The organism is Pseudorhizobium halotolerans (assembly GCF_902153235.2).
Classification (GTDB): domain Bacteria; phylum Pseudomonadota; class Alphaproteobacteria; order Rhizobiales; family Rhizobiaceae; genus Neorhizobium; species Neorhizobium flavum.
Genome location: NZ_CABFWE030000016.1, coordinates 184,612 through 208,207 on the forward strand (window position 1 = coordinate 184,612; position 23,596 = coordinate 208,207).

Annotated in this window: 22 protein-coding genes and 2 pseudogenes; 18 read left to right on the forward strand and 6 right to left on the reverse strand. The window is 57.9% G+C overall.

The window, feature by feature from the left end; translation table 11 throughout:
- The first annotated feature begins 13 nt into the window (after positions 1-13).
- The 3 genes from ykgO (at position 14) to FN060_RS21220 (ending at position 1,853) form a co-directional block, all read left to right on the forward strand.
- Positions 14-139, forward strand: a complete 126-nt coding sequence (gene ykgO / locus FN060_RS21210; protein ID WP_003497670.1) for a type B 50S ribosomal protein L36 — start codon at positions 14-16, stop codon at positions 137-139.
- A gap of 98 nt (positions 140-237) precedes the next feature.
- Positions 238-828, forward strand: coding sequence for a tetratricopeptide repeat protein (locus tag FN060_RS21215; RefSeq protein WP_425312206.1), 591 nt, complete (start codon positions 238-240; stop codon positions 826-828).
- Positions 829-842: 14 nt separating this feature from the next.
- Entirely contained in the window at positions 843-1,853 is a 1,011-nt protein-coding gene (locus tag FN060_RS21220) for an alpha/beta fold hydrolase (RefSeq protein ID WP_142589926.1), read from the forward strand.
- A gap of 6 nt (positions 1,854-1,859) precedes the next feature.
- Here the strand turns inward: FN060_RS21220 and pyk are convergent, their stop codons facing one another.
- Both pyk and FN060_RS21230 read right to left on the reverse strand, forming a co-directional pair.
- A complete protein-coding gene (gene pyk / locus FN060_RS21225) occupies positions 1,860-3,299 on the reverse strand; it encodes a pyruvate kinase (protein WP_142589927.1) in 1,440 nt (479 codons plus the stop codon).
- Positions 3,299-3,691: pseudogene (locus tag FN060_RS21230) on the reverse strand (DUF1036 domain-containing protein); the annotation flags it as partial. The pseudogene FN060_RS21230 and the gene pyk, both read right to left, overlap by 1 nt.
- 272 nt (positions 3,692-3,963) lie before the next feature.
- On the opposite strand from FN060_RS21230, the gene FN060_RS21235 reads away from it, so the two are divergent.
- The 4 genes and pseudogenes from FN060_RS21235 (at position 3,964) to FN060_RS21250 (ending at position 5,675) form a co-directional block, all read left to right on the forward strand.
- A complete protein-coding gene (locus FN060_RS21235) occupies positions 3,964-4,755 on the forward strand; it encodes an N-formylglutamate amidohydrolase (RefSeq protein ID WP_142589928.1) in 792 nt (263 codons plus the stop codon).
- A gap of 20 nt (positions 4,756-4,775) precedes the next feature.
- Positions 4,776-5,084, forward strand: a complete 309-nt coding sequence (locus FN060_RS21240) for a DUF1244 domain-containing protein (protein ID WP_142589929.1) — start codon at positions 4,776-4,778, stop codon at positions 5,082-5,084.
- An 86-nt stretch (positions 5,085-5,170) separates the two neighbouring features.
- Positions 5,171-5,272 (forward strand): annotated as a pseudogene (locus tag FN060_RS21245) (GapR family DNA-binding domain-containing protein); the annotation flags it as partial.
- 133 nt (positions 5,273-5,405) lie between these two features.
- Positions 5,406-5,675 carry a DUF2312 domain-containing protein gene (locus FN060_RS21250; protein WP_183949974.1) on the forward strand — a complete coding sequence of 90 codons (270 nt, stop codon included), beginning with the start codon at positions 5,406-5,408 and terminating at the stop codon, positions 5,673-5,675.
- A gap of 180 nt (positions 5,676-5,855) precedes the next feature.
- Here FN060_RS21250 and FN060_RS23610 read toward each other — a convergent pair whose 3' ends face one another.
- The gene (locus tag FN060_RS23610; RefSeq protein WP_142589930.1) at positions 5,856-6,143 is read right to left on the reverse strand and encodes a helix-turn-helix domain-containing protein; all 288 of its coding nucleotides are present in this window, start codon (positions 6,141-6,143) and stop codon (positions 5,856-5,858) included.
- Positions 6,144-6,286: 143 nt separating this feature from the next.
- Here FN060_RS23610 and FN060_RS21260 point away from each other — a divergent pair, with 143 nt between their 5' ends.
- The 6 genes from FN060_RS21260 to FN060_RS21285 all read left to right on the forward strand — a co-directional run bounded on the left by FN060_RS21260 (position 6,287) and on the right by FN060_RS21285 (position 13,568).
- Complete coding sequence (locus tag FN060_RS21260) at positions 6,287-6,613, forward strand: hypothetical protein (RefSeq protein WP_142589931.1); 327 nt, start codon at positions 6,287-6,289, stop codon at positions 6,611-6,613.
- On the forward strand, positions 6,610-8,640 hold the full coding sequence (locus tag FN060_RS21265) for an AAA family ATPase (RefSeq protein WP_183949976.1): 2,031 nt from the start codon (positions 6,610-6,612) through the stop codon (positions 8,638-8,640). Before FN060_RS21260 ends, FN060_RS21265 begins: the two co-directional genes overlap by 4 nt.
- Positions 8,641-8,732: 92 nt before the next feature.
- Positions 8,733-9,548: a metallophosphoesterase gene (locus FN060_RS21270; RefSeq protein ID WP_142589933.1), complete on the forward strand. Its 816-nt coding sequence runs from the start codon at positions 8,733-8,735 to the stop codon at positions 9,546-9,548.
- A gap of 22 nt (positions 9,549-9,570) precedes the next feature.
- Complete coding sequence (locus FN060_RS21275; protein ID WP_142589934.1) at positions 9,571-9,852, forward strand: hypothetical protein; 282 nt, start codon at positions 9,571-9,573, stop codon at positions 9,850-9,852.
- 258 nt (positions 9,853-10,110) lie between these two features.
- Positions 10,111-11,970 (forward strand): lipase family alpha/beta hydrolase, encoded by a 1,860-nt coding sequence (locus tag FN060_RS21280; RefSeq protein ID WP_142589935.1) that lies wholly within the window; start codon positions 10,111-10,113, stop codon positions 11,968-11,970.
- Between the two features lie 101 nt (positions 11,971-12,071).
- Positions 12,072-13,568 (forward strand): hypothetical protein, encoded by a 1,497-nt coding sequence (locus FN060_RS21285; RefSeq protein ID WP_142589936.1) that lies wholly within the window; start codon positions 12,072-12,074, stop codon positions 13,566-13,568.
- Between the two features lie 43 nt (positions 13,569-13,611).
- On the opposite strand, the gene FN060_RS21290 is transcribed toward FN060_RS21285, so the two are convergent.
- The 3 genes from FN060_RS21290 to FN060_RS21300 are packed head-to-tail and all read right to left on the reverse strand — an operon-like array spanning position 13,612 to position 19,074.
- Positions 13,612-16,872: an error-prone DNA polymerase gene (locus tag FN060_RS21290; protein ID WP_142589937.1), complete on the reverse strand. Its 3,261-nt coding sequence runs from the start codon at positions 16,870-16,872 to the stop codon at positions 13,612-13,614.
- An 11-nt stretch (positions 16,873-16,883) separates the two neighbouring features.
- Positions 16,884-18,398, reverse strand: coding sequence for a Y-family DNA polymerase (locus FN060_RS21295; protein WP_142589938.1), 1,515 nt, complete (start codon positions 18,396-18,398; stop codon positions 16,884-16,886).
- Positions 18,316-19,074 (reverse strand): ImuA family protein, encoded by a 759-nt coding sequence (locus FN060_RS21300; RefSeq protein WP_142589939.1) that lies wholly within the window; start codon positions 19,072-19,074, stop codon positions 18,316-18,318. Before FN060_RS21300 ends, FN060_RS21295 begins: the two co-directional genes overlap by 83 nt.
- 257 nt (positions 19,075-19,331) lie before the next feature.
- Between FN060_RS21300 and FN060_RS21305 the strand changes: the two genes are divergently transcribed.
- The 5 genes from FN060_RS21305 (at position 19,332) to FN060_RS21325 (ending at position 23,304) form a co-directional block, all read left to right on the forward strand.
- Positions 19,332-19,586 carry a hypothetical protein gene (locus FN060_RS21305; protein ID WP_142589940.1) on the forward strand — a complete coding sequence of 85 codons (255 nt, stop codon included), beginning with the start codon at positions 19,332-19,334 and terminating at the stop codon, positions 19,584-19,586.
- 7 nt (positions 19,587-19,593) lie between these two features.
- The gene (gene dinB / locus FN060_RS21310) at positions 19,594-20,715 is read left to right on the forward strand and encodes a DNA polymerase IV (protein ID WP_142589941.1); all 1,122 of its coding nucleotides are present in this window, start codon (positions 19,594-19,596) and stop codon (positions 20,713-20,715) included.
- 317 nt (positions 20,716-21,032) lie between these two features.
- Positions 21,033-22,493, forward strand: a complete 1,461-nt coding sequence (locus tag FN060_RS23310) for a hypothetical protein (RefSeq protein WP_244665905.1) — start codon at positions 21,033-21,035, stop codon at positions 22,491-22,493.
- A gap of 8 nt (positions 22,494-22,501) precedes the next feature.
- Positions 22,502-22,885, forward strand: a complete 384-nt coding sequence (locus FN060_RS21320; RefSeq protein WP_142589942.1) for a hypothetical protein — start codon at positions 22,502-22,504, stop codon at positions 22,883-22,885.
- Positions 22,885-23,304: a hypothetical protein gene (locus FN060_RS21325; protein WP_142589943.1), complete on the forward strand. Its 420-nt coding sequence runs from the start codon at positions 22,885-22,887 to the stop codon at positions 23,302-23,304. The genes FN060_RS21320 and FN060_RS21325 overlap by 1 nt, the downstream gene beginning before the upstream one ends.
- Positions 23,305-23,596 lie beyond the last annotated feature (292 nt).

Below are 23,596 nucleotides of genomic sequence, written 5' to 3' on the forward strand. Positions count from 1 at the left end.
GCGGACAAGAGCAATGAAGATCAAGAATTCGCTGAAAGCGCTGAAGGCCCGCCATCGCGACAACCGTCTGGTTCGCCGCAAGGGCCGCGTATACATCATCAACAAGCAGAACCCGCGCTTCAAGGCCCGCCAGGGCTGATCGGCACTGCGGCATCGGCCCGGCCGGTACCGTTCAATTTGTCGAGCGCAGGCTTATTCGGGTTTGACCTTCGGCGCGTGCGGATTACATATTTCCGCATGCGCCATTTTCGTTTCAGCCTGCTCCTTGTTTCCGTCCTCGCCGCGGCCTCTGCGGCATCGGCGCAGCCTTCCGAACCTGCCGCCGCCCCGGCCACGCAGGCCTCACCGGAAGTGAGGCTTGCCGCTCTCTTCGATTCGCTGAAGCGCGAACGCGACCCCGACAAGGCCCGCGGCATCGCCAGCCAGATACTGGCCGAGTGGGATGATTCGGGCAGCGCCACCGTCAACCTTCTGATGCAGTGGGCGGCGAAGGCCGCAAACGAGAAGCGCAACGCAGCCGCCCTCGACTTCCTCGATCAGGCGACCATCCTCAAGCCCGACTATGCGGAGGTCTGGAACCGCCGCGCCGGCCTTCACTTCACCATGGGCGATCGCCGCAAGGCAATGGCAGACATCAACCAGGTCCTGATCCGGGAGCCGCGTCACTTCGGTGCGCTTTCCGGGCTTGCGGGAATACTCGCCGAGAATGGCCAGGACGAACTGGCGCTGAAGGCGTGGCAGCGATACCTCGCGGTCTATCCTGCAGACCGGGAGGCCCAGGAGGCGGCGATCAAGCTTGAGGAAAAGCTTGCCGGCAGCCGCACCTGAGGATTCCTCACCCGATGATCATCCTTCCCTTAACGATCGCCGGGCTGTTCGCGGCCGCCTTCGGGTTCACCGCCTGGAAGGCACGCGCCATCGAGCAGAGCTTTCCCAATCACGGCGAACTGATCGATGTCGGCGGCTTCCGCATGAACTCGCTGTTCGTCCCTGCGGGCGAGGATGCGGACCTGCCGCCGATCGTCTTCATCCATGGGGCAAGCGGCAACCTGCGCGATCAGGAGACGGCCTTCCGCAGTCGGCTTGAGGGCCGCGCCGACCTGCTCTTCGTCGATCGGCCCGGGCACGGCTATTCGGAGCGCGGCAGCGAACGGAACGCCTGGCCCGATGGCCAGGCAAATGCCATTGCGCGGCTGATGGAACTGCGCGGCATCGAAAGTGCCATTATCGTGGGCCACTCCTTCGGCGGCGCGATCGCTGCGAGCTTCGCACTGGAGCACCCCGAAAAGACGGCTGGACTGCTCTTCCTCGCGCCCGCTACCCATCCCTGGCCGGGCGGCGTCGACTGGTATTACGACCTGGCAAAGAAGCCCTACATCGGATGGCTTTTCAGCCGCCTTGTGGCGCTGCCGGCCGGGCTAGTGCGCATCGATGGAGCGACCCACTCCGTCTTCCATCCGAACCCCCGTCCGGAGAAATACGTAACGGAAGGCGCGCCGGCGCTCGTCCTTCGCCCCCGCAACTTCCGCAACAACGCAATCGACGTCGCCAATCTCAACGAATACGTGAAGCAGGTGGCGGGCCGATACAGCTCGATCACCGCACCGACCGTTGCGATCACCGGAAACCGCGACGCCATCGTCGCCGAGGAGATCCACTCGGTCGGCCTGAAGCGAGATATCGAGCATGCCGACCTCGTCTGGATCGACAACCTCGGACACAAGCCTGACTATGTCGTACCGGATGTGGCCGTGGCAGCGCTGGAAAAGCTGGCGGGGCACGACCGCGATCTCGAGGCTATCGCCCGCGCGGCCGAGTCCCGCTTAAGGGGCCAGAGCGCCCCTCGCTCCTGACCTGAATCAGATGCCGCTCTGTCCGTCCGCCCCGATATAGGCGATGCGCAGCATGTTGGTCGCGCCTGGCGTGCCGAGCGGTACACCGGCCGAAATGATGATGCGGTCGCCCGGAGCGCCAAAGCCTTCCGAAACGACGATCCGGCAGGCACGGTTGACCATGTCGTCAAGATCCTCTGCGTCATGGGAGACGACGCAGTGCAGGCCCCAGCAGACCGAAAGCCTCCGCGCCGTCTGGACGATCGGCGACAAGGCGATGATCGGAACCTGCGGCCGTTCGCGCGAGGCGCGCAGGCCCGTATTGCCGGACGAGGTATAGGTGACGATGGCCGACAGTCTCAGCGTCTCGGCAATTTGCCGGGCCGCAAGCGAAATGGCGTCTGCGCCCGTTGCTTCCGGCGTCGGCCGCTGCGCGTAGATGATGTTCGAATAATAGGGATCCTGCTCGACCGTGCTGGCAACCGAGGCCATGGTCGCCACCGCTTCGACCGGATAATCGCCGGAGGCGGATTCCGCCGAGAGCATGACGGCGTCGGCACCTTCGAAGACCGCGGTTGCCACGTCCGAGACTTCCGCACGTGTCGGCACAGGCGAACTGATCATCGATTCGAGCATCTGCGTGGCGACAACTACCGGCTTGCCGGCCCGGCGGCAGGCGCGGGTTAGCTGCTTCTGCAGCCCTGGCACCGCCTCGAGCGGCATCTCCACGCCAAGGTCTCCGCGGGCCACCATCAACGCGTCGGACAGTTCGATGATCTCGTCGATCCGCTCGATCGCCTGTGGCTTCTCTATCTTCGACATCAGGCCGACGCGGCCGCGGGCGATCTTGCGCACTTCCGCGAGGTCTTCCGGCCGTTGCACGAAGGAAAGCGCCACCCAGTCGACTTCTCCCGTCGCCAGAACGGCATCGAGATCGGAGCGATCCTTGTCGGTCAGCACGCCCACCGGCAGAAGCGTGTCGGGCAAGCTGATCCCCTTGCGGTCGGAGATCTTGTTGCCCGAAACGACGGTACAGACGATCTTCTTCCCGTCGGTCTTTTCGGCGCGCAGCATGAGCTTGCCGTCGTCGATCAGCAGGCGGTCGCCCGGCTTCACGGCCGACAAAATTTCCGGATGCGGAAGGAAGACGCGCGTGGCATCGCCCGGCTCGTCACGATTATCGAGCGTGAACGTCTGCCCCGGCTCCAGCGCCACCTTGGTCTCGGCGAACTTCCCGACGCGCAGCTTCGGCCCCTGGAGGTCGGCGAGAATGCCGATCGGTCGACCGCACTTTGTCTCGACGGCGCGAATGCGCTGGATCAGCATGCGCATCGTGTCGTGGCTGGCATGGCTCATATTGATGCGGAAGAGGTCTGCGCCCGCTTCATGCAACTTCTGGATCGTGTCTTCCTCGGATGACGCAGGCCCCAGGGTCGCAAGGATTTTCACTTTGCGGTTACGCTTCATCAATTCTGGCCTTCCTGCGTGCTCGGGGCGTCCGACAACTGTACCATCCAGCTGCCCTGGCGCCCGGTATCGTATTCCTTGAAGCCCATGCGCTGGTAGCCGCGGGCGAAGCAGTCCTGGACGCCGACGATCTTGAACTCGTTTTCGGCGACGCACATGTTGACCTCACCGGTCCAGCGGCCACCGCGTGCCGCATCCTCGGCATAGAGGTAGTAGTACCGCGACTGCAGCTCGCCTTCGATCAGCGTGGCGCAGGTCGAGGCCGGGACCTGCCACCAGCCTTCCGTCGTCCAGCCTTCCTCCGCCCGATAACCGATCGCGACGCCGACCAGATTCTGCGTGCCGTTGCAGACCCGGAAGTCCGCTCTGGCGGCACCGGCGGCAAACAGCGGGATGCACAGCGAGGCGAGGAATGCGGCAGCGGGGACGTAACGCAGCGGCAAGGTGAGGGAAAGGCGGGATGATCTCGACACGGCTTCCGATGGAACCCCATGGTTATTCGCGAAGCACTTTCTTCGCCCTTCGAAGGTGGAAAGTCAACGCAACTCTAATCGATTATAGCGGTCCGGACTCATCGTTCGGCGAGCCTATGCTTGCGCCTTGGCTGCCTGCATGCGATCAACCGGAGCCTACCTCCAGCACCATGCCGGGACCCGCAACTGCCATGCCAGACTTCGCACCGTTCGAGATCATAGAAGGCGATTATGACGCCGCCATGGTGCTGCTCGCCGACCATGCGATGAACCGGCTTCCGCCGGAGTATGGAAGCCTCGGATTGCCGGACAGTGCGTTTCGGCGCCACATCGCCTTCGATATCGGCATCGAAGGGCTGACCCGGCAGTTGGCAGCAAAATTGGGCGTCCCCGCCGTGCTCGGATGTTTCTCGCGGCTGCTGATCGACCCCAACCGGGGCGAGGACGATCCGACGCTGATCATGAAGATTTCCGACGGCGCCATCATTCCTGGCAATTACCCGATCACGGACGAGGAATGGTCGAGGCGTCTCGATACCTACCACCGACCCTATCACCGCGCGGTGGAACGCACGATCGCAAAGGCAGGCGCAGGCGGGCGCGCGCCGCTCGTCCTCTCGCTGCATTCCTTCACGCCGGCCTGGAAGGGCGTCCCCCGCCCCTGGCACGCCGCCGTCCTCTGGGACAGCGATGACAGGGCGGTCCGGCCCCTGCTCGAAATGCTGCACCGGGAGGAAGGTCTCGTCATCGGCGACAACCAGCCCTATGATGGCGCGCTTCGTGGTGACACCATGTACCGTCACTGCATGACGTCCGGCACGCCGCATGCCCTTCTGGAGGTGCGGCAGGACCTGATCGGCGACGAGGCCGGCATCGATGAGTGGGCCGGTCGTCTCGCTCCGATCTTCGCAGCGCTGAACGACGATCCGGCGCTGCACGAATACCGGGTCTTTGCCTCGCGAACCGGCCCCTCCGGAAGCTGACATTGAAAAGGGAGAAGACCATGAGCGGATTGACGGAACAGCAGAAGACGGAATTCGAGGCAGCCGCCTTCCGCCGGCTCGTCCAGCACCTGCGCGAGCGCAGCGACGTTCAGAACATCGACCTCATGAACCTCGGCGGCTTCTGCCGTAACTGCCTTTCCAACTGGTATCGCGACGCCGCCATCGCTGCGGGCGTGGAAATGAGCAAGGACCAGTCGCGCGAGACCATCTACGGCATGCCCTACGAGGAGTGGAAGAAGCTCCACCAGAATGAAGCATCCGACGATCAAAAAGCCGCATTTGAGAGAAACAAGCCTGTTGATCACTGAGGCCGCCGTCGATTCGGCTTGACCTCGGCCGCCCTTCGCGGCAGGTGACGAACCAATCTGCAGAACCCGCACTACAGGAGACCTCGATGTCTGATGCTCATGGCGTCGCCCGCGACCAACTCCGCGCATTTGTCGAGCGCATCGAAAGACTGGAAGAAGAAAAGAAGACGATCGCAGATGACTTTCAACTCAGCGACTCCATACTGTAACCAAACTTATATCGAAATATCAGCGCCTTAAGACGGGAATCAGGGCGCTGCGTCTACCGGTGAGCATTGTTGACTACGCTGCGGGAAAGGCTGCGGCTGAATGGAGTTGGAAATGGCTATGGATATTGCAGAAGGTCAGGGATCAACAGAGAACGTTGCTGCCGCCGAGCTGCGTCAATTCATCGAGCGGATAGAGAGACTCGAAGAAGAGAAGCAGACGATCCAAGATGACATAAAAGATGTCTTCGGCGAAGCGAAAGGCCGGGGCTATGACACTAAGGCGATGAAGACGATCATCCGTCTCAGAAAGAAAGATGCCAACGAGCGCCTGGAGGAGGAGACAATCCTTCAGACATATATGGCCGCTCTTGGGATGGAATAATTCATTGGAGATGAGGGCCCACATGGGTTTTCATCTCCAACCGCTACAGCCCTGCTCGACGCACTCATACGATACTGCTACCTAAATTAGGGTAGCTGCATCCCTATATGAACCAAAGCGCGCTCCGAAGTCTCCCCTTCGCCACGTCATTAGCGCGGTGAAGCAGCTTTTCCGGCCCTCTTACTCTGGCTGACGCCTCCGCTCAGACAAAGCGATAGCAGCTCTCTTCCCTTTCGCGAGCCGAACGCCCGCCCCATGCTCTGCCGTTGGCTGAATATACTCGACGTCATAGCGTTCCAGCACGTTAACAAACCTCTCGATCATCTCAATTGACACGTGCTTTCTTCCTTTTTCTATACTTCGAAGTGTCACAACGCCAATTTCCGCTTCGGCAGCGAACTTCTCCTGTGACAGGCCCGTAAGGGCTCGCCCAGCTCGCAAAATCTCGGGAGAAAAATCGATCTTCATAGGCTGAAGAACGCACGCGCCGAGAATATGTCAACATTTGTCGATTTTCGACATTGAAATTGACATTTTGCGCGACTCGTTGTCTAAAATCGATACACGCGAAAGCCATATCGATCATCGGCTTCAGAATCAGCGAGGCGTCCATGTCTGATCTTCCTAATGCACCCTCTCAATCACTACGTGAGATGATTGCCTCCTACCGTAAGCTCGCTGACGATTTGGAGTTCTACCTCGATCTAGGCCCTACGGTGATCGATACGGAGACAACCGTCTCAGAGTGGGCGGTCGCGCGACGGGCCGTCCCAGCGATCATCGGTAAGATGAAACGGCATCCAACCATTCAGGATGGGCATGTCGGGATTTCAACCGAGATCGTTTTCTGGAATCTTGAACAGCGGCTCGCCCGCTCTCAAAACAGATGGTACCGGCTCGGCAAAGCGATTGTTGCGCTGCCTGGGACACCTCAATGAATTCTCGCATCCAAAAGAGAAAGCTGAGAGAGGCAGCAGAAAAGTTCCGGGAAGCAGCAGAGGAGTTCCGAGTAGCTGCAAAGACACACAGGTTCTCCCTCAACCGTCATGGCGGTCAAGCCACACTCAGCAAGGCTCCACGCTTATTCCTTGGCTACTGTGCCTTGGTAAGGGCGTTAAAAAGTTTCCCCGAATTCCTCACCAGCCAAAGCTCAGTCGTACTCGTTCTAATCCCCAAAACGTGGATGCTGGCCGACCTCGAATATCTCGCGGAGGTGTGCTTTGAAGGGAGCAGCAAGAAGCCAAACTACATCAATTGGTTCAGTCATCCCACCAGCCGGAACAAGAAGGGCCAATGGGACTTCAGCCCGCAGGTGCAGTTGGCCTACCCCAAGGTGGTGTTATTCGCCAGACAAGGTGCGGAACTTCACCCCGAGGTGGAGGCGGCGGCAGATGCAGTTCTAAATCTTAGCCCTGCTACAGATCGAGACTTAGCAGCGCTTGCGCGACTGCTTGCAACCGACACGGCGTCAACCGAGGACAATGATTTTCTCAGGCAACAACCATCTACCTTCATTGATGCAGTCTTTCGACGAGGCCGCTCTCCAACTCCCGCGATCAATCGCTTGAAACGTCTGATCGTTAAAACTGCCGCATCAAGTAAGGTTCTCCCCATCGAAGCTTTCGACCATGCTGGGGATTGGGTGAAGCACCTGCGGGATGACCTAACGGCATGGCAGGAGGGTCGGCTTCGATGGCAGGACCTAGATAAGGGTGTTCTCGTGTACGGTGCTCCCGGAACAGGAAAGACTTCATTCGCGATATCGGCCGCGCATCACCTGGGTGTGCCCATTATTGCTGGATCGCTCGCCCAGTGGCAGAGCGCGGGGCATCTTGGCGATCTGTTGCGCACAATGTATGCGGACTTCAATGAGGCGCGCAGCGCCGCGCCATCTGTGCTGCTCATTGACGAGTTGGACGCGGTTGGCGACCGTCGGAAATTTTCCGGTGACAATGCGCAGTACTGCACGGAGGTCGTCAACGCTCTTCTGGAAGCTCTCGACGGCACAATAGGGCGCGAGGGAGTCATCGTCATCGGCGCATCCAACTTCCCTGAACGCATAGACCCCGCGCTATTGAGGCCGGGACGGCTGGAGAAGCACTTCGAGCTGTCTCGCCCGACCCCTACCGCTCGTGCACAGATAATGGGGTTCTATCTTCCGGAGGCGGATGTTGATTTGGTTGCCATGGCGGCACGACGTCTCCGTGGAGCAACAGGAGCAGACATTGAACACTTCAGCCGCAGGGTCAGGCAGCGTGCCCGACAACAGGGCCGTGCTGTGACACCTGCTGATCTGTTGAGTGAACTACCACCTGAGGCCTCACCGGATGAGCGAGACATTTGGAGAGTTTGCATTCATGAGGCGGGCCATGCGGTCCTGACCAAGCTGTTCAACCTTGGAGACATCGAATTCGTCGAAATTGCGATTGGGCATCACTTTAGAGGTAGCGGCCTCGACGAGGCCTACGGCCGGGTTGTGGTCACGGCGGCCCATCTTCAAATTGAAACCGAGACGGCAATGTGCGACGAGATTGCTATGTCACTCGGCGGCATGGCTGCGGAAGAACTTTTTCTCGGCGACAGGTCAACCCTCTCTGGCGGTACCAATCGGAGCGATCTCGCCACCGCAACTGCACGAGCGATCAAGATTGTGGGTCAATTTGCGATGGGTCGTTCGCTTCACGTCTTACCCGTCGACCTCATAGATGCGGCTGACGCTGGCATATTCGAAAAATTTCCTCCGCTTCTGAGGGAAGTCAACGCGCTTCTGCGCAGGGAGTACAAGAGAGCCAAGGTAGCGTTGCAGCTCCACCAGGACTCGATACTGGCGCTTGCCACTGCCCTACAGAGAGAGGGAAGATTGTCCGGAGATCGACTGGAGGAGCTTCTAAGCTCGGTAACAGTACCCACCTCCAGAGCAGCTGGCGGCCTCCTTAGGCGCGAAGTCCAAGCCGCTCTTCAATGAGCACTTGAACGAAAAGGTGTCGTTTTCACCGCCGGATTGTCCACCGTAACGCATTGCCTTTTAACAAGCTTATCAAGACAGGGGAATGTCCCTTGAAAGCATGGATCATCAGTGACCTTCACGTAATTGATCTAGAACCTTTTCGGTCAGATCGACTTCTGATCCCTGACGCGGACGTCTGCATCTGCGCTGGAGACATCTCAAACTCCGTCGAATTGTCAATCAAATACCTCGCCCGGCATATTAGTCCGCACATGCCAGTAGTGGCAGTTCTCGGGAACCATGACTGTTACGGGAGCACGATTGAAGCTTCGCTCAGGACTGCGGCGCAACATCGGCTCAACAGCAGAGTCTCGATCCTGGAAAATGAAACTCTTGTGGTCGGAGACGTCCGCATCATAGGTGCGACGCTCTGGACCGACTTCGAGATTGAGCATGGCGTGGCAGATGGCGAGTTGCCGCTCGCTGATAGACGAGCCTTAGCCATTGACTACTGCAGGCGGTCTATACTTGATTTCCATGCAATCTCCCCGTCGGACCAGTATTCTGACGGGATGCCGGGTGTGCTGACAGCCAGGGAACTGATAGCCAGGCACACTGTCAGCCGCGAGTTTATATCTTCAGAACTCGCCGAGCCGTTCCCCGGAAGGACGGTTGTCCTATCACATCACGCTCCCTCGCCAAGGTCACTTCACCCGCGCTTCAAGGGCCGACCAAGCAACGCCGCATTCGCATCTGACCTGTCGGACCTGATCCATAAGACAAAACCTGACTTCTGGATTCATGGCCATGTCCATCACTTCCTAGATTATCAGGAAGGACGAACTAAAGTGCTCTGCAACCCACGCGGCTATCGGCGCGAATGGGACGAAACGGGGTTCAAGACAAGCTTTGTCGTCGAAGTCTGACCGAGGACTGGCGAGAACGATCATGCAACAGGCCCCCAAAATCGAAACACGCCTCGATTACCGTAAGACCCTTGCGCTGATCGCGCCATCGACACTTGGACCAGGCGCTGAGGTTTGGCTATCAGAAACGGGCCTCCAGCGACTTCTGCAGTTCATAGAGCAGGTTGCAGCGTTAAAAGTGAAATTTGAAATCCTTTCCGCCATCGAAAGCGAGGGTAAGATCGACTTCCGCTATAGAGCTGTGGGAGAGGACGCCGATGAAGTCGCCCGCCTAGCCGAGACTTTTAGGCGGGATGTCTGTTGACGGCATTTTTCGATATCCTCCTGACGCTCGTTACCGCCGCAGCATTCATCTTCGACCCAGCAATTGCAAAGCTGCCGCGCTCGGCGTAGGTACGAAGACAGACGACGTGAGAGCAGTCCACCTACCGCGCTAGCCCAAGCAATTGGATTTTGCGCAAGAAAGCTCGCAATCCGCTGAATGAGTTGATTTACAGCCAAATGCGGTGCAGAATTTCGATGATAGACGGGGAGCCAGCTTTCTTTGCCAGGGGGGCACAGAATGCGCTTGTTTCATAGCCTAATCTACACGTTGACGTTAGCTGCTGCTCTGTGTGCAAACTCGACCGGCGCTAAGGCTATAAGCTATCTGAAAGGCTACAGCGGCGTTACTGTTGTGTTCATTCCCGGGATATATGGGTCCATTCTGAAGGACGACGACGGGAACGTCTTTTGGGGCGAGAACGGGATTGGAGATAAAGGGCTATCGGTTCAGCGTTTTCCAGAACTCAAAGCTTCTCTCTTCCAGGATGTTCGGTTCGAGGTAGGAATAGTCGGGGGGACTGTCAGAGGTTACTCTGGCATCCGCCAAAACCTTCAGCAGCTTGGCCAAAATATTTTGGTCTTTCCATACGATTGGCGACTATCGAACAAAACCAGCGCGGCGAAACTAAACGACTTTCTATGCGAACGGTTTCCCGACATCAGAAAGAGCGAGCGGTTGGTCTTTGTCGCTCACTCAATGGGCGGCCTTGTTCTAAGGCACTGGATCAAGGACCACATGGGAAAGAGGCAAACGAGATGTGAAGGCATTGGCATTGACAGTATCAATAGCTTCAACTTCGCCGGGACACCCCACGCTGGTTCGCTGGAGCCAATCAAGACCCTCCTGAATGGAGAAACGGCATTAGACCGCAACCCCATCTATTCATGGCTCTTCACAGCGCGAATGGCCTCTGATGCATTAACTTTCGAAAGCGCCTACGAACTTCTACCCGCAGCCAGTATAGCCGGTCCTGATTGTGCGGGTATCGACGAGAATGCGGCGATGTACGTCTCAAAGGACGTGGGAACGGGACAAGATGTACCGGTGTTCCTCGACACAATCGAGAGCTGGCATGCGCTTCAAATCCCTGTTGAACTTCCATCGGAAATTTCGAGAGCCGAAGCATTGGCTTTAGTTGAGAAACGCATCGCTGCTGCGTCCGAGATTGTTTGTGAGTTGATCGAGTATCGGTTTCCGCCACCAGTCTCTGAAAGGATGCACTTTATTGTTGGGGAATTAAAGGACCCCCGGACAAAAGACTTTGCGTCACAAACCGCAAACGCCGTGAAACTCATCGTTCGACCGAGTAAACCGATCAAGCTGGAAGTAGTGTTAGGCAAGGGTGATGGAACCGTCCCGTATTGGTCTGGTGAGCCCCGGGGAATGAACCTTATCGGTCACAAGAAATATCCGCATTCCACGGATCGTCAGCACGCAGAATTGCTTGATGACAGCGCGATACTAGCACATTTACAAAGAGTATTAGAGGAAGCTGCCTACGAGGTAGCTTTGATGGGTGATCGGCCTATCGACACTGATATTCAAAGCACCGAGCAATGGTTTGAAGCAACAAAGGCGGCCACAGCGTTACCTCTAGAGACCATCTCACCTGAAGGTTACACAGCCCTCGTCTCCTACCTCTCAAAAAAAGCAGTTTCGGTAGGCGTGTCTGGCGTGGACATCTACCGCAATGCTAAGAGCTATGAGGCCTCAGACGCTGCGCGCTACCAGGCAGTTGCGTACGCGACCGCATCGCGTGTAGGCACCGGCTTGAATGACATTTCGGAGGCGTGGGCCAATCAAAACGCAGCAAATGCACTTTTCAAACTCGGAAACGAACAACTCGCGGTAGCCACCGCTCTAAGAGCCGGTGAGATGGCCGCGCAACTGGCAGATCAACCCAATGCGACGTCTAGCGCAGGATATTCTGCCGAGTTGAACAAGATCGAGAGCAAGTGGCGAAGCATCGTACTGCATTCAACTCCTATCTATGAAGATCATGACCTACGTTCACTAGTTGCTGAGAGCCCGAAATTCGATCCAGGAATTTTTAGTAACGAGATGGTAGTTCCTTACACCACGCTACCGCGCATCTAAGGGAAGTAGCTGATGTCTCAGTCCGATAAAGCCTAGCATGTACTTTAAGCGAGCGGGGGCGGCAGCGCCTTAGGCAATGGCACTGGTTTATCATGGAGACTATGAAACAATCGCTGCAGCGGGCGCTTCATTTAGCAGTTGGCTTCACTTCTGAGGTTGCTGCCGAAATTCGCAGACATGTTGTAAAGCTGACGGTTGGGATCATATCCGTTGGCTTGGTTTTGCTTCTCGGACCAGTCTGGACTGAGGTAAAGCGTGCCTGGACCAATATAGACAACATTTCCACAGATAGGGCGTTGGCCTTGGCGCGGCAGGTGGTCGGGGCGCGCGTACAGATCGCAATCCCTTTCAGGAACGTTGGCAACCCGAACCAATTGATTGCAACATGGGTGACTTCAGATGCCGCCAGACATGATCCATGCATCACGTCGCTCGATGACGATGAGGATGAGTTACCCTTCTATGATGAGCAGGCGTGTCCCTGGGGCAGCGGAACAGCGCAGGCCATTCTGTTAGTTGGCAACGGCGACACCTACCAAGAATATCCGACCGGAACCTACGCTTTTAACATCGCGTCACCTCCACCCGAGGTAGGGGAGGCATTCTCTGCAGCCGACTACCACGAGTACTTCGGCGTCACCGATTGGAACGGTGATGGCATCATGGAAATCCTCTCGATTGCCGCACATGCAGGGCCCAGTGTGCCAATACACGTCTATCGTGTCACGCTTTTCGACACCGGAACATACAAGTCTGTTCAACTCGAAGTTCAGAGCGACCGCAATCGGACCATACAAAAGTTAAGACCTACCGAAGCAGAAAACGCATCACGAGCTTGGCTTAACGACCGATGGAGAGAGTTTCTTAAATATTACTCAAGTGAAGAATGTGAAAGGGACTTATCGGGTAAGCTTACCTGCATACTTATCAAGGATGAGTGGGATTCTCCTCTTTCTCAAGAGAACGAGCAAATATTCGTGCTCGCAGGAAAGCTTCACCAAAATTGGCTGGAACAAAATGGTTCAACGTTTAGCATTGGGAAGATCAAGCTAAATTTCCTCCCTGGCGAAATCGCCGAAACTGAAGAAAATGGTTACTGTGAAATCGAAGACGGTGACGTTTCATTCGTCAACGCATTTAAGGGGCCGCTTTTCGTTGTTGATCGAAAAAAGAAACTATCCTCTGCACTTTACGTCATAGATGGCGGACACTACCGGGAGATTCCCAACGTCATCGTTGGGAGGGAATACGTTTGGCTCTCACTTGCACAACATGACGATCTGATTGCGATTAGGAAGGCAACGTATGAGACAGTTTTGGTCGACGTGGCAGAATGGGCGGATGGTATACCCGCAAACGCGGTTCCAACTTTCGAAGCTCAAGAAGATGAAGACACTGACGACGAGTCCCCGGAAGTTTCCGGTTTTCCAGCATCTTACCGCACAGTGAAAGACGTCCCAATTTCGACTGTGGTTCTGGAGGATGGAAGTCTGACGCTGAACGGTGAGCCGCTATCGTTGTCCATCGATGACGTGAAAATAAACAGTGCGATTGAGTTTGAGGACGCCGCACAATGCTATTCCGCAGAATATCCATAAGCAGCTGTCAGTCAGAGCTGTCCTACCCTCCGCCAAAGGCATGCTATTGAAAGTTTCTTGACTTCACCTTCAACGTGTCGATGTGCAGGTCCGGAATATAAATGTCACTGTTCGCCATGACGGGAATCTGATTGTCACCCGGATCGGGGGCAGCGCCGCGCTTGGCACCATCACTGCGGCCATGTGGCAGGGGGAACTCTCCATCACGGTCACCAAGGCTTGCAAGGTCGCCGGAGTAATCGAACAGCCGTTGTGCTACGAGATGCACGACCTCGCCCTCGCGCTGTATCCTGCCATGGATGGCCATCATCGACGCCATCATGACGATCCGCCGCTGCTTCTCGAACAGCGATGGCCAGATCACGGCGTTGACGATGCCTGTCTCGTCTTCGAGCGTCAGAAACATCACACCCTTGGCGCTGCCAGGCTTCTGGCGGACAAGCACCAGTCCTGCGGTCCAGAGCCACCGCCCATCGCGCTCCGCCATAGCCTCGGCGCAGGTGACGATCCGCTTTTTCGCAAGATCGGGGCGCAAGAAGGATACGGGATGGGCTCGCAGAGTGAGGCCTGTGTGGGAATAGTCCTCCACGACCTCCCTGCCCTCCGTCATCGATTTCAACACCACGTTTGGTTCCTGCATCTCCATGACGGACTTGGCTTCACGATCTGCAGCGGCTGCCCATAGCTCCAGCGGCTCATCACGCAGCGCCTTGATGTTCCAGAGCGTCTGTCGACGTTCGAGCTTCAGCGACGGCAGGAAAGCATCAGCCTCGGCCAGCTTGACCAGTGAGGCGGTCGACACGGTGGAACGCCGCCACATGTCGTCGACGCTCTCGAAGGGTTGCTCGGCACGGGCGAGCACGATCCGGGCGGCATCGTTGAGCGGCAGCCCCTTTACCACGCGCATCCCAAGACGAACGGCAAAACGACCCGGCCTGTTCGTCTCCTCCATCGTGCAGTCCCAACGGGAGGCGTTGACGCAGACAGGCCTGACCTCCACGCCGTGGTTCCTGGCATCCTGGACGATCTGCGCTACCGAATAGAAGCCCATTGGCTGCGAGTTCAGGAGCGCGGTGCAGAAGACATCCGGGTGGTGGCACTTCACCCAGGAGCTGGCATAGGCAATCAGCGCGAACGAGGCGGCGTGGCTTTCCGGGAAGCCATAGGAGCCAAAGCCTTCAAGCTGTGTGAAGGTGCGCTCCGCGAAGTCTCTGGAATAGCCGTTCTTCACCATCCCGTCGACGAGCTTGTCCTTGAACTTCGAGACACCGCCCGTGAACTTGAAGGTCGCCATTGCACGCCGAAGCTGGTCAGCCTCGCCTGCGCTGAACCCTGCGCAGACCATCGCAACCTTCATGGCGCTCTCCTGGAAGAGCGGCACGCCGAGCGTCTTGCCAAGCACCGCCTCCAGTTCCGGTGTCGGATATTCGATCTGCTCCTTGCCCTCCCTGCGGCGCAGATACGGATGCACCATGTCGCCCTGGATCGGACCCGGCCGAACGATGGCGACCTGGACGACAAGGTCATAGAAGGTGCGGGGCTTGAGCCTTGGCAACATCGCCATCTGTGCCCGGGACTCAATCTGGAAGGTGCCAAGCGTGTCTGCCTTCCTGATCATGGCATAGGTCTTCGGGTCTTCCTGAGGAACATCCGCCAGCCCCATGGCCTCGTTCTTGTGCTCTGCCAACAGTTCAAAGGACCGCGCCATGCAGGACAGCATGCCAAGCGCCAGCACGTCCACCTTCATGAACTTCAGCGCGTCGATGTCGTCCTTGTCCCACTCGACCACCTGACGGTCTTCCATTGCGGCAGGCTCGATAGGCACGAGATCATCGAGGCGATCCTGGGTGAGCACGAAGCCACCCGGATGTTGGCCAAGGTGACGGGGAGTATCCACGAGCTGTGAAGCGAGATCGAGCGCCAGACGCAGCCGATAATCCGACGTATTCATGTTGTTCTCGGCGAGCTGCTTTTCCCCGATGCCGTTCTTCGACCACCCCCAGACCCCGGATGTGATCTGCCTGATCAGGTCCTCGGGCAGACCCAGCGCCTTGCCCACATCGCGCAATGCGCCCTTGGTCCTGTAGCGGGTGACCGCAGAGCAAAGCGCAGAACGCGAGCGGCCGTAGGTCTCGTATATCCACTGTATGACCTCCTCACGCCTGTTGTGCTCGAAGTCGACATCGATGTCGGGAGGTTCGTTTCGCTCCATCGAGACGAACCGCTCGAACAACAGATCGCTTGTTTCCGGGTCGATGCTCGTGATCCCGAGACAGTAGCAGACAGCGGAGTTGGCAGCCGAGCCCCTGCCCTGGCAAAGGATGTTCTTCGAGCGGGCGAACCGGACGATGGAGTAGACGGTGAGGAAGTATGGCGCATAGTTCATCTTCCGGATCAGGTCGAGTTCGTGCAGGATCGCCTTTCTGACCTTGTCTGGAATGCCTTCCGGATAGCGCTCGGCCGCCCCTTCCCATACGAACTTCGTCAGCGACTGCTGGGCATCCAGACCTGGTACGATGGCTTCTTCCGGATACTGGTATTGCAACTCGCCCATGTCGAAGCGACAGCGCTCGACGATCTCGCGGGTCCTTGCCAGCGCCTCCGGGTAATCCGCAAACAGGCGGTGCATCTCGTCGGGCGCTTTCAGGAAGCGGTCAGCGTGCCGCTCACGGTCGAAGCCGACACTGTCGATGGTGGTGCGGTTGCGGATGCAGGTGACGATGTCCTGGAGCTGGCGGCGGCCAGGCTCGTGGAAAAGGACGTCATTGGTCACCACCGTCTTCACCTTGTGGCGCTGAGCCATGTTCGACAGGTTGTGCAGCCGCAGTCGATCATTCGGCCGTCGTCGCAGGCAAAGCGAGACATAGGCACGGTCGCCAAAGATCGTCGCCACCTTTCGGAGCTGCCCGACATAGACATCATCCGCCTCGTCGGGAACGAGGATTGCGATCAAGCCTTCGCTGTAGGCCTCAACATCAGAAAGGTCGAGGATGCACCTGGCCTTGCCGCCCCGGCTTTTGCCAAGCGTCAGCAAGCGGGTAAGCCTGGAATAGGCAGCACGGTCGGTCGGATAGACCAGCAGAGACATCCCGTCGGCGAGGTCAAGACGGCAGCCAGCCACCAGACGCACGCCCGTCGTTTTGGTGGCCTCCCATGCCCGGACAATGCCCGCGAGCGAGTTGCGGTCGACGACGCCAATGGCATCGATACCCAAGACTGCCGCCGTCGCGAACAGCTCCTCCGCAGAACTTGCGCCTCGAAGGAAGGAGAAGTGCGTTGTTACCTGAAGCTCGGCATAGCGCATGGTCGAAGACCTCACCCGAAGATGCCGTGCAGGAACCACCTGTGCGAACCCGTTCCGGTGTCGACACCGTCGCCTGCGCGGAAGACCCAGAGCCGCTCGCCCTGCTCGTCCTCTACGACGAAGTAGTCGCGCACCGCCTGCATCTCGCACGGACGCAGCCACCATTCACCGAAGATGCGCTCTGGCCCGTCGGCGCGAAGGATACGGCGGCGCTTGCCGCGCCAGGTCACGACGACTGGTGGCTGGTCGGGCAGGACCGCCATGGTCTCGATCTCCTCCGGGTACGCGAGCAGGCGTGACGGCCTTGGCCACTTCGCCGCCCAGTCGGCACCCGTTTCCACGGCCGTTGGACCAATACGCCTTACGGAGCGTTCGGGAACATCGGAGGCGACAGGTGTGACGCGGTAAAGGCGCTGGCCGCGATTGCCGAGGATGTCGACAAGCGGCGTTACATCCACCACCTCTTCCTCGACCAGTGCGCTTGCGCCCTGTTTCTCCTCCAGAGGCTCCGCGATGATTGCTACCAGTACCATCCGCTCGATGCCGAAGCCGGGATCGATCTTCTCGATGCGATCACACAGAAGCTTGGCCAGCCGTGTCGGATCGCGCACAGGCTTGGCAAGGCCTGCACGAAGAGACTGACGGGTATTGTCAACCCGATGGATGATGAGGTCGGAGCGACGGACGCCGAGCCCCCGCTCCTCCAGCTTTGCGGACAACTGGGCGACCAGCCGCCGGATGTATTTGGCGATGGTCTCGGCTGCCCCAATCGGCTCCTGGAAGTTCCGCGCCACTTCCACCAGTTCAGGGGTGCGCAGCGGCTCAATGGGTTCAGCAACACGACCGAAGAGCTGATCGAGACGGCGGCCGACCTCTGGACCAAAACGCAGCGTCAGCGGCGCACGCGGCAAAGCCGACAGTTCACCGACCGTCTCCACGCCAAGCACCCTCAGGTCTTGAATTACGGGAGGCGGTAGCCGCAGGCAGTGGATCGGAAGTCCTGTGATGGCTTTGGTGACATCGCCCCGTGGCACCACCGTGGTCTCGGCAGTCGTCAGTCGAGCGAGGGCATGAGCAGCACCCCAGGTGTCGGCAACAGCGGCACGGGCTGTCAACCCCCTGCCCCTCAGCCCGTTGACGATGCCGGAGATCAGTAACTGCTCGCCACCCTGGAGGTGATCGGCTCCTTCGGTATCCATGACAATGCCATCGACCCCGTCCACGGCGACGACCGGGCTATACTGCCGAAGTGCCCATAGCGCTAGGCGCTCAACGGCTGCTGCATCGGCGACAGGATCAGCATCAACCATATGCAGATTGGCGACCATGGCCTGCGCCTTGCTCGCAGCCATGCCGATCTTCAGGCCCAACTTCCTGGCGGCCGTGTCGGCTGTCGATATCCAGCGCTTTGCGCCACTACGGGAGATGACGACCAGTGGCTGGTCAACCGGTACGGCTCCCTCGCCATGACGACGTATCCGATCTGTCGCCAGATACGGGAAGTAGACAGACACGACCCTTGGCATCGCAGGCTCCTAACTCAAACTCGGCGCACTCGCCCGCCTTCACCCGCATCAGTTCCGCCAGCCACCGCGCTCGTCCGACACCCGCCACTGGAAGCGGTTCCGATGGCAAGACGCTGATCCGCCAGCGTGTGGTAGAGGCCGTCGGCTGACCATAATCGGAGGCCTCCGTCTGCCGCCGCCAACGGCGCACCACCAGTCCAAGCGTCCCTGTCTTCTCGGCCGCCAGTTGCAGCCGACGAGACGCCGTCATCGGCAGCCTCACAAGCTCGCCGACGACGGCTGCCAGTCCGCCAAAAGACAGGCCCTCCTCCATGGAAGCGAGCACATCCTCTTCCCGATCCGCATCGCAGTAGATGACGCGATCCGGATGAAGCCCCGCCTGCGACAGGGCTGGCGCAAACAGGTCCGGGCGCGTCAAGCACCACAGGACCTTCCCTTTGGCACGGGCCGCAATCCCTGCCGTGAACAAGGCTGCGGCAGCACCATCCACCGTGCCTGCACCGCCACCCGCAACCTCATGCAGGGCACCATAGGCAAGCCCACCACCCGGCAGCCGTTCGTCCAGCTCTGGCACCCCGAACGGCAGGACAACGGCCTTGCGCGACACGCTCCCTTCAAGGTGCGCGATACGGATTCTCAACTCCTCGACAACCCGTGAGGCCTGGGCATGCGACATCGTTCACGACCCTCCTCAAGGCTCGCGTTGGGTGAGACTTCATGTCCCTTAAAATGTTGATGTTCTGTATTTGTTCCGCTACGAAGGAAGAGTCAAGCGGGTCAAAGCAGGCCATGATGAGGGTATTTTAGCGTCGGCGAAGATTCATCCTGCTGAATCAGCTTGGTAACAAGTCTGCGGAGCCACCAAGTGCCCCAAAGATTCTTTTAGTCAGCCGCCAAAGCGTCGAAGGCTGTGGATTGGCGGGAGGGAAGGACATGAGCAAGACCACGTCAAAGCCGCTGGACCTGAACGCGACGCTGCGGCAGGTGCGCCATGCCGTCATCGCTGTAGAGTGCCCAGCCTGTGGGCGCTCCGGCCAGCTCGACCGAGCCATCCTCGTCAAGAAGCATGGCGCGAGCATCACGTTTGCGCGGCTGCGCAGGATCGCAGCGATGGGTTGCGACCGCCTGGTGAGCACAGACGGCGACCGCTGCCAGACACGCTTTCCATGCCTCGACCCGGACGTTTAGTGCGATAATGGATGGGGTCGAGCAGGAAGCGGAACCATGCGAGCAGGAGCAGGCGCGTCCCGCCCGCAAGATCATCCATGTCGACATGGATGCTTTCTATGCCTCGGTCGAGCAGCGCGACAACCCCGAGCTTCGCGGTAGGCCTGTGGCTGTGGGCCATGGAGAGGCACGCGGGGTTGTTGCGGCGGCAAGCTACGAAGCCCGCACCTACGGCGTCCACTCGGCTATGGCTTCGGTCACGGCACTCCGGAAGTGCCCGGGCCTCATCTTCGTGCGACCCCGCTTCGACGTCTACAAGGCGGTCTCACTGCAGATCAGGGAAATCTTCTCCGAATACACGACGCTGATCGAACCTCTGTCGCTCGACGAAGCCTATCTCGATGTGACGGAGAACCTGAAGGGACAGGAGATCGCGACCGAGATCGCGCATGAGATCAGGGCGAAGATCAAGCAGGTCACCGGACTCAACGCGTCAGCCGGAATTTCCTACTGCAAGTTTCTCGCCAAGATGGCTTCTGACCTCAACAAGCCGAACGGCCAGGCGGTGATCACGCCAAGGAACGGCCCGAAGTTCATGGAGGCACTGCCGATCAAGAAGTTCCACGGCGTCGGTCCGGCAACAGCCGAGAAGATGCATAGGCTAGGCATTGAAACCGGCGCTGATCTGAAGTCGAAGTCGCTCGACTTCCTCCTCCGGCACTTCGGGAAGTCAGGCCCCTACTTCTATGGCCTGTCCCGTGGCATCGATGAGCGCCAGGTCCGCTCGAACCGGGTTCGGAAGTCGGTAGGTGCCGAAGATACCTTCCGCCAGGACATCCACAGCCTGGAAGCGGCTCAGGCCCAGATCGTTACGCTGATCGACAAGGTCTGGCGCTACTGCGATAGCAACGACATCCGCCCACGGACCGTCACGGTCAAGATCAAGTATGCTGACTTCCAGCAGATCACGCGCAGCCGCTCAACGAATGCACCAATTTCTTCAGCCACTCTGATCCGAGAAATCTGCGACACCATCCTGGTAAGCGAGTTCCCGAGCGACAAAGGCGTAAGGCTGCTCGGCGTCACCCTCTCCATGTTAGAGCGAGCGGGCCCCGAGGCTTCTAGCCAGCAGTTCGATCTAGGACTATAACGCGATCAAGTGAAACAGCCACCTCAATAAACTAGCCATGGATGAGCTGTTGCTCCGTCTGCGCCTCCATGTGATGGGTACGGTCGGCACACGCTCGGAATCCCAGATCACATTGAAGCTTATCCGCCACTCGTAGGCGGCGGCAACTTTGCGCCACTAGCGGACATTGCATAAGGACGTGATAGTCGAAGCGGGGCCGTGTGCGGATCGTGCGAACGCCATTCGGCAAAGCGTACATTGAGCTACTATCGTGCAGCGGTACTGTCCGGCCAGAGCGGACGGTCGCCGCTCTGGCCCGCGCTGAAACGATCAGCCAGTTGAACCCGACGCAGCAGACGCCCTACGGTTGCCGACTGTGTCCTATATTGCTATCGCTGGGAGCAACGCCTCAGCATACGGTTGCCAAGTTGCTTATTCGTCCTCGTCTTACGGACTATCATGGGATTCACGCCGCGCAGGTCGATCTCGACTTTGCGATTCCGTTTCTGGACGAGGACATTCCCCTGTACCTTGACCCCTTTATGCTATGGCGGTCGCCTTCTCAACAGGATCAGGCGCTACACACGGGCCTGATCAATGCCTTCAATTACCTTGGAGTTCTCGCCGCGCAAGGCAACGAAGCTCAAGCAATCGAGACTTTAGTTATAGCATCCGAATGCGACGAAGTCGGCTTGGGCACCTCCCTGACCCGAAAAGGAAAGCGGATTGGCGCAGATAAAGCGCGCGAGGTCATCGACCTATTCAAAGCGGTTCCACGCTACCAGGAAAGCGGGTTCCGACACTTCGAGGAAATCCAATTCTTCATCGAAGGAATATCAAAAGACCGCATTTCCGATATTGCCTGCAATTTTCTAAAGTCGTTTCTAATCGATTTCACGATTGAGCAATGCACCAAACTTGGCATTCCAACGCAGGAGTGCGTTGTCGAACATGTTTATGACTCACGCTCGGGTCGCTTTAAACGGGAAGCAGGCGTCCCATTGCCCGTGAACCCTGAAAAGGACTCGCCTATCATCTTTGTGCCGAAGCGGTGGCTCCGATTTGCTCCATGGATTAGCTATGATGAGTATTTTGAAAAACACTGTCCGCAAGATGAGATTTCGCACAAAGTTGAGGAGCTGACGCGTGTCCGAGTTCTAAGTTATAACCGCCAAAATTACGGTGTTATCGACCAGTATATCCAGTTGAAAGAGCGAACGGCAGCCGATTGCGCAAACGATCCGCTGTTTTCCCAAATCCCTGTCACTTCGGCCAAGCGGGTCCTTGCGGAGATAAAGAAACTTCCGACGGGAAAAACCAATGGGGCAGATGTGAAGTATGAACAGTTGGTCGGGCGACTGCTCCCGTCACTGTTTTATCCAAACCTTGACTTCGCACAGGAGCAGGCACGCACGGACGACGGGGTGTCGATCCGCGACTTGATTTTTTACAACACCCGCTCGACGCCCCTCCTACAAGAGTTGATGGACGACTACGGGTCGCGGCAAGTCACGTTCGAGATGAAGAACGTGGCGGCCATTGAGCGAACGCATATCGACCAGATCAACCGATACCTGACAGACGAGCTTGGCAAGTTCGGAGTTTTCGTCACACGGAAACCGCTCAAGCGCGCAGAATTTGCGCGCACGGTCAATCTATGGGGAGGGCAGCGGAAAGCCGTGATCACCCTTACCGACGCAGACCTAGAGCAGATGGTGGAAGTGTTTGACAGTAAACAGCGTTCGCCGCTCGACATCCTGAACAAGAAATACGTCGAGTTTCGACGCGCTTGCCCATAGGAGAATTCATGGACAGCATAGAAGATGTAGAGCGACTCGAAAAACTCGTCGGTCAATTGCAAGGGCTATACGCCGAAATAGGTGCACTCGCCAAGAAAAGCCCGAATGACGCAGTAAATCCTTTCAAGCTAAAATTCATAAATCGCGTGTTGGCGATGGGCAACGAAGTACTTGGGGAAAAATACAAGCCCTTCGAAGAATTTAATCAGTTTGATTCTGACGATGCTCCGTCTACGAGCGACGTAACCATGGTCATCTCGCAATACATGGAGGAAGCTGAACGATTTCGATCCGATAATGTTAGGTTTGCCTATGGTGTGTGGAAGTATGTAGTTGATGGCGAACCGAGTGACATCCGATCTGGCCCGCCGACGAAGATTGGGAGAAAGTAATGGCATTTGAAGATGACTACCATTTTTCGTACATTACTACAGACGCTAAGGTTGCAGAGTACGAGGCGAGTCATGACGTTTTCGCGTCTTTGCTCGACGAAGTGAAGGAGCTTTCAAAGAAGAAGCCAGACGCATCTATGAGTGCGGGAAAAGTCAAGATCGTGAACCGAGTTCTTGATAACCTGCTGGTCGTCCTCGAAGGTCAGCCAGATGCAAAATATCTCGATACTCTCGATGACGACGACTTACCACAAGTCAGTGATGCCGTCTTGGTAATGGTGCAATTCAAGTCGGCCCTCGCATCATTCAGGGATAGGCACTATCAGCACGTTCCTGGCTATGGTCATCATTGGATCACTGCAGAGTTGATCGAACACCTTAAAGATGAATACAAGGCAGATGACGAACAAGAAACGTAGTGAGAGATCACTCTTAGGGGATACATCGGGCACGGCGGAGGGTTGATGCCAGCGTCACGCCCATTGCGGACCCGTGGTGGGCCGACGGAACCGCGACTTCAGGCATACGGACTACATTTGTAATGACCGAAGTGCGGGCGCGAAACTACCCTTACCTTCCAGGTCGCCAAGTTCGCTTTGCGCCAATAGCGGCCATCAAAGCTGAGAAACACGGGGTGCCGCTTGACTGAATGCAGTGCGAATGGCGGGCCCGCCCTACGCGGGCCCTCTATTCGTGGTCTTCCTTTATCTG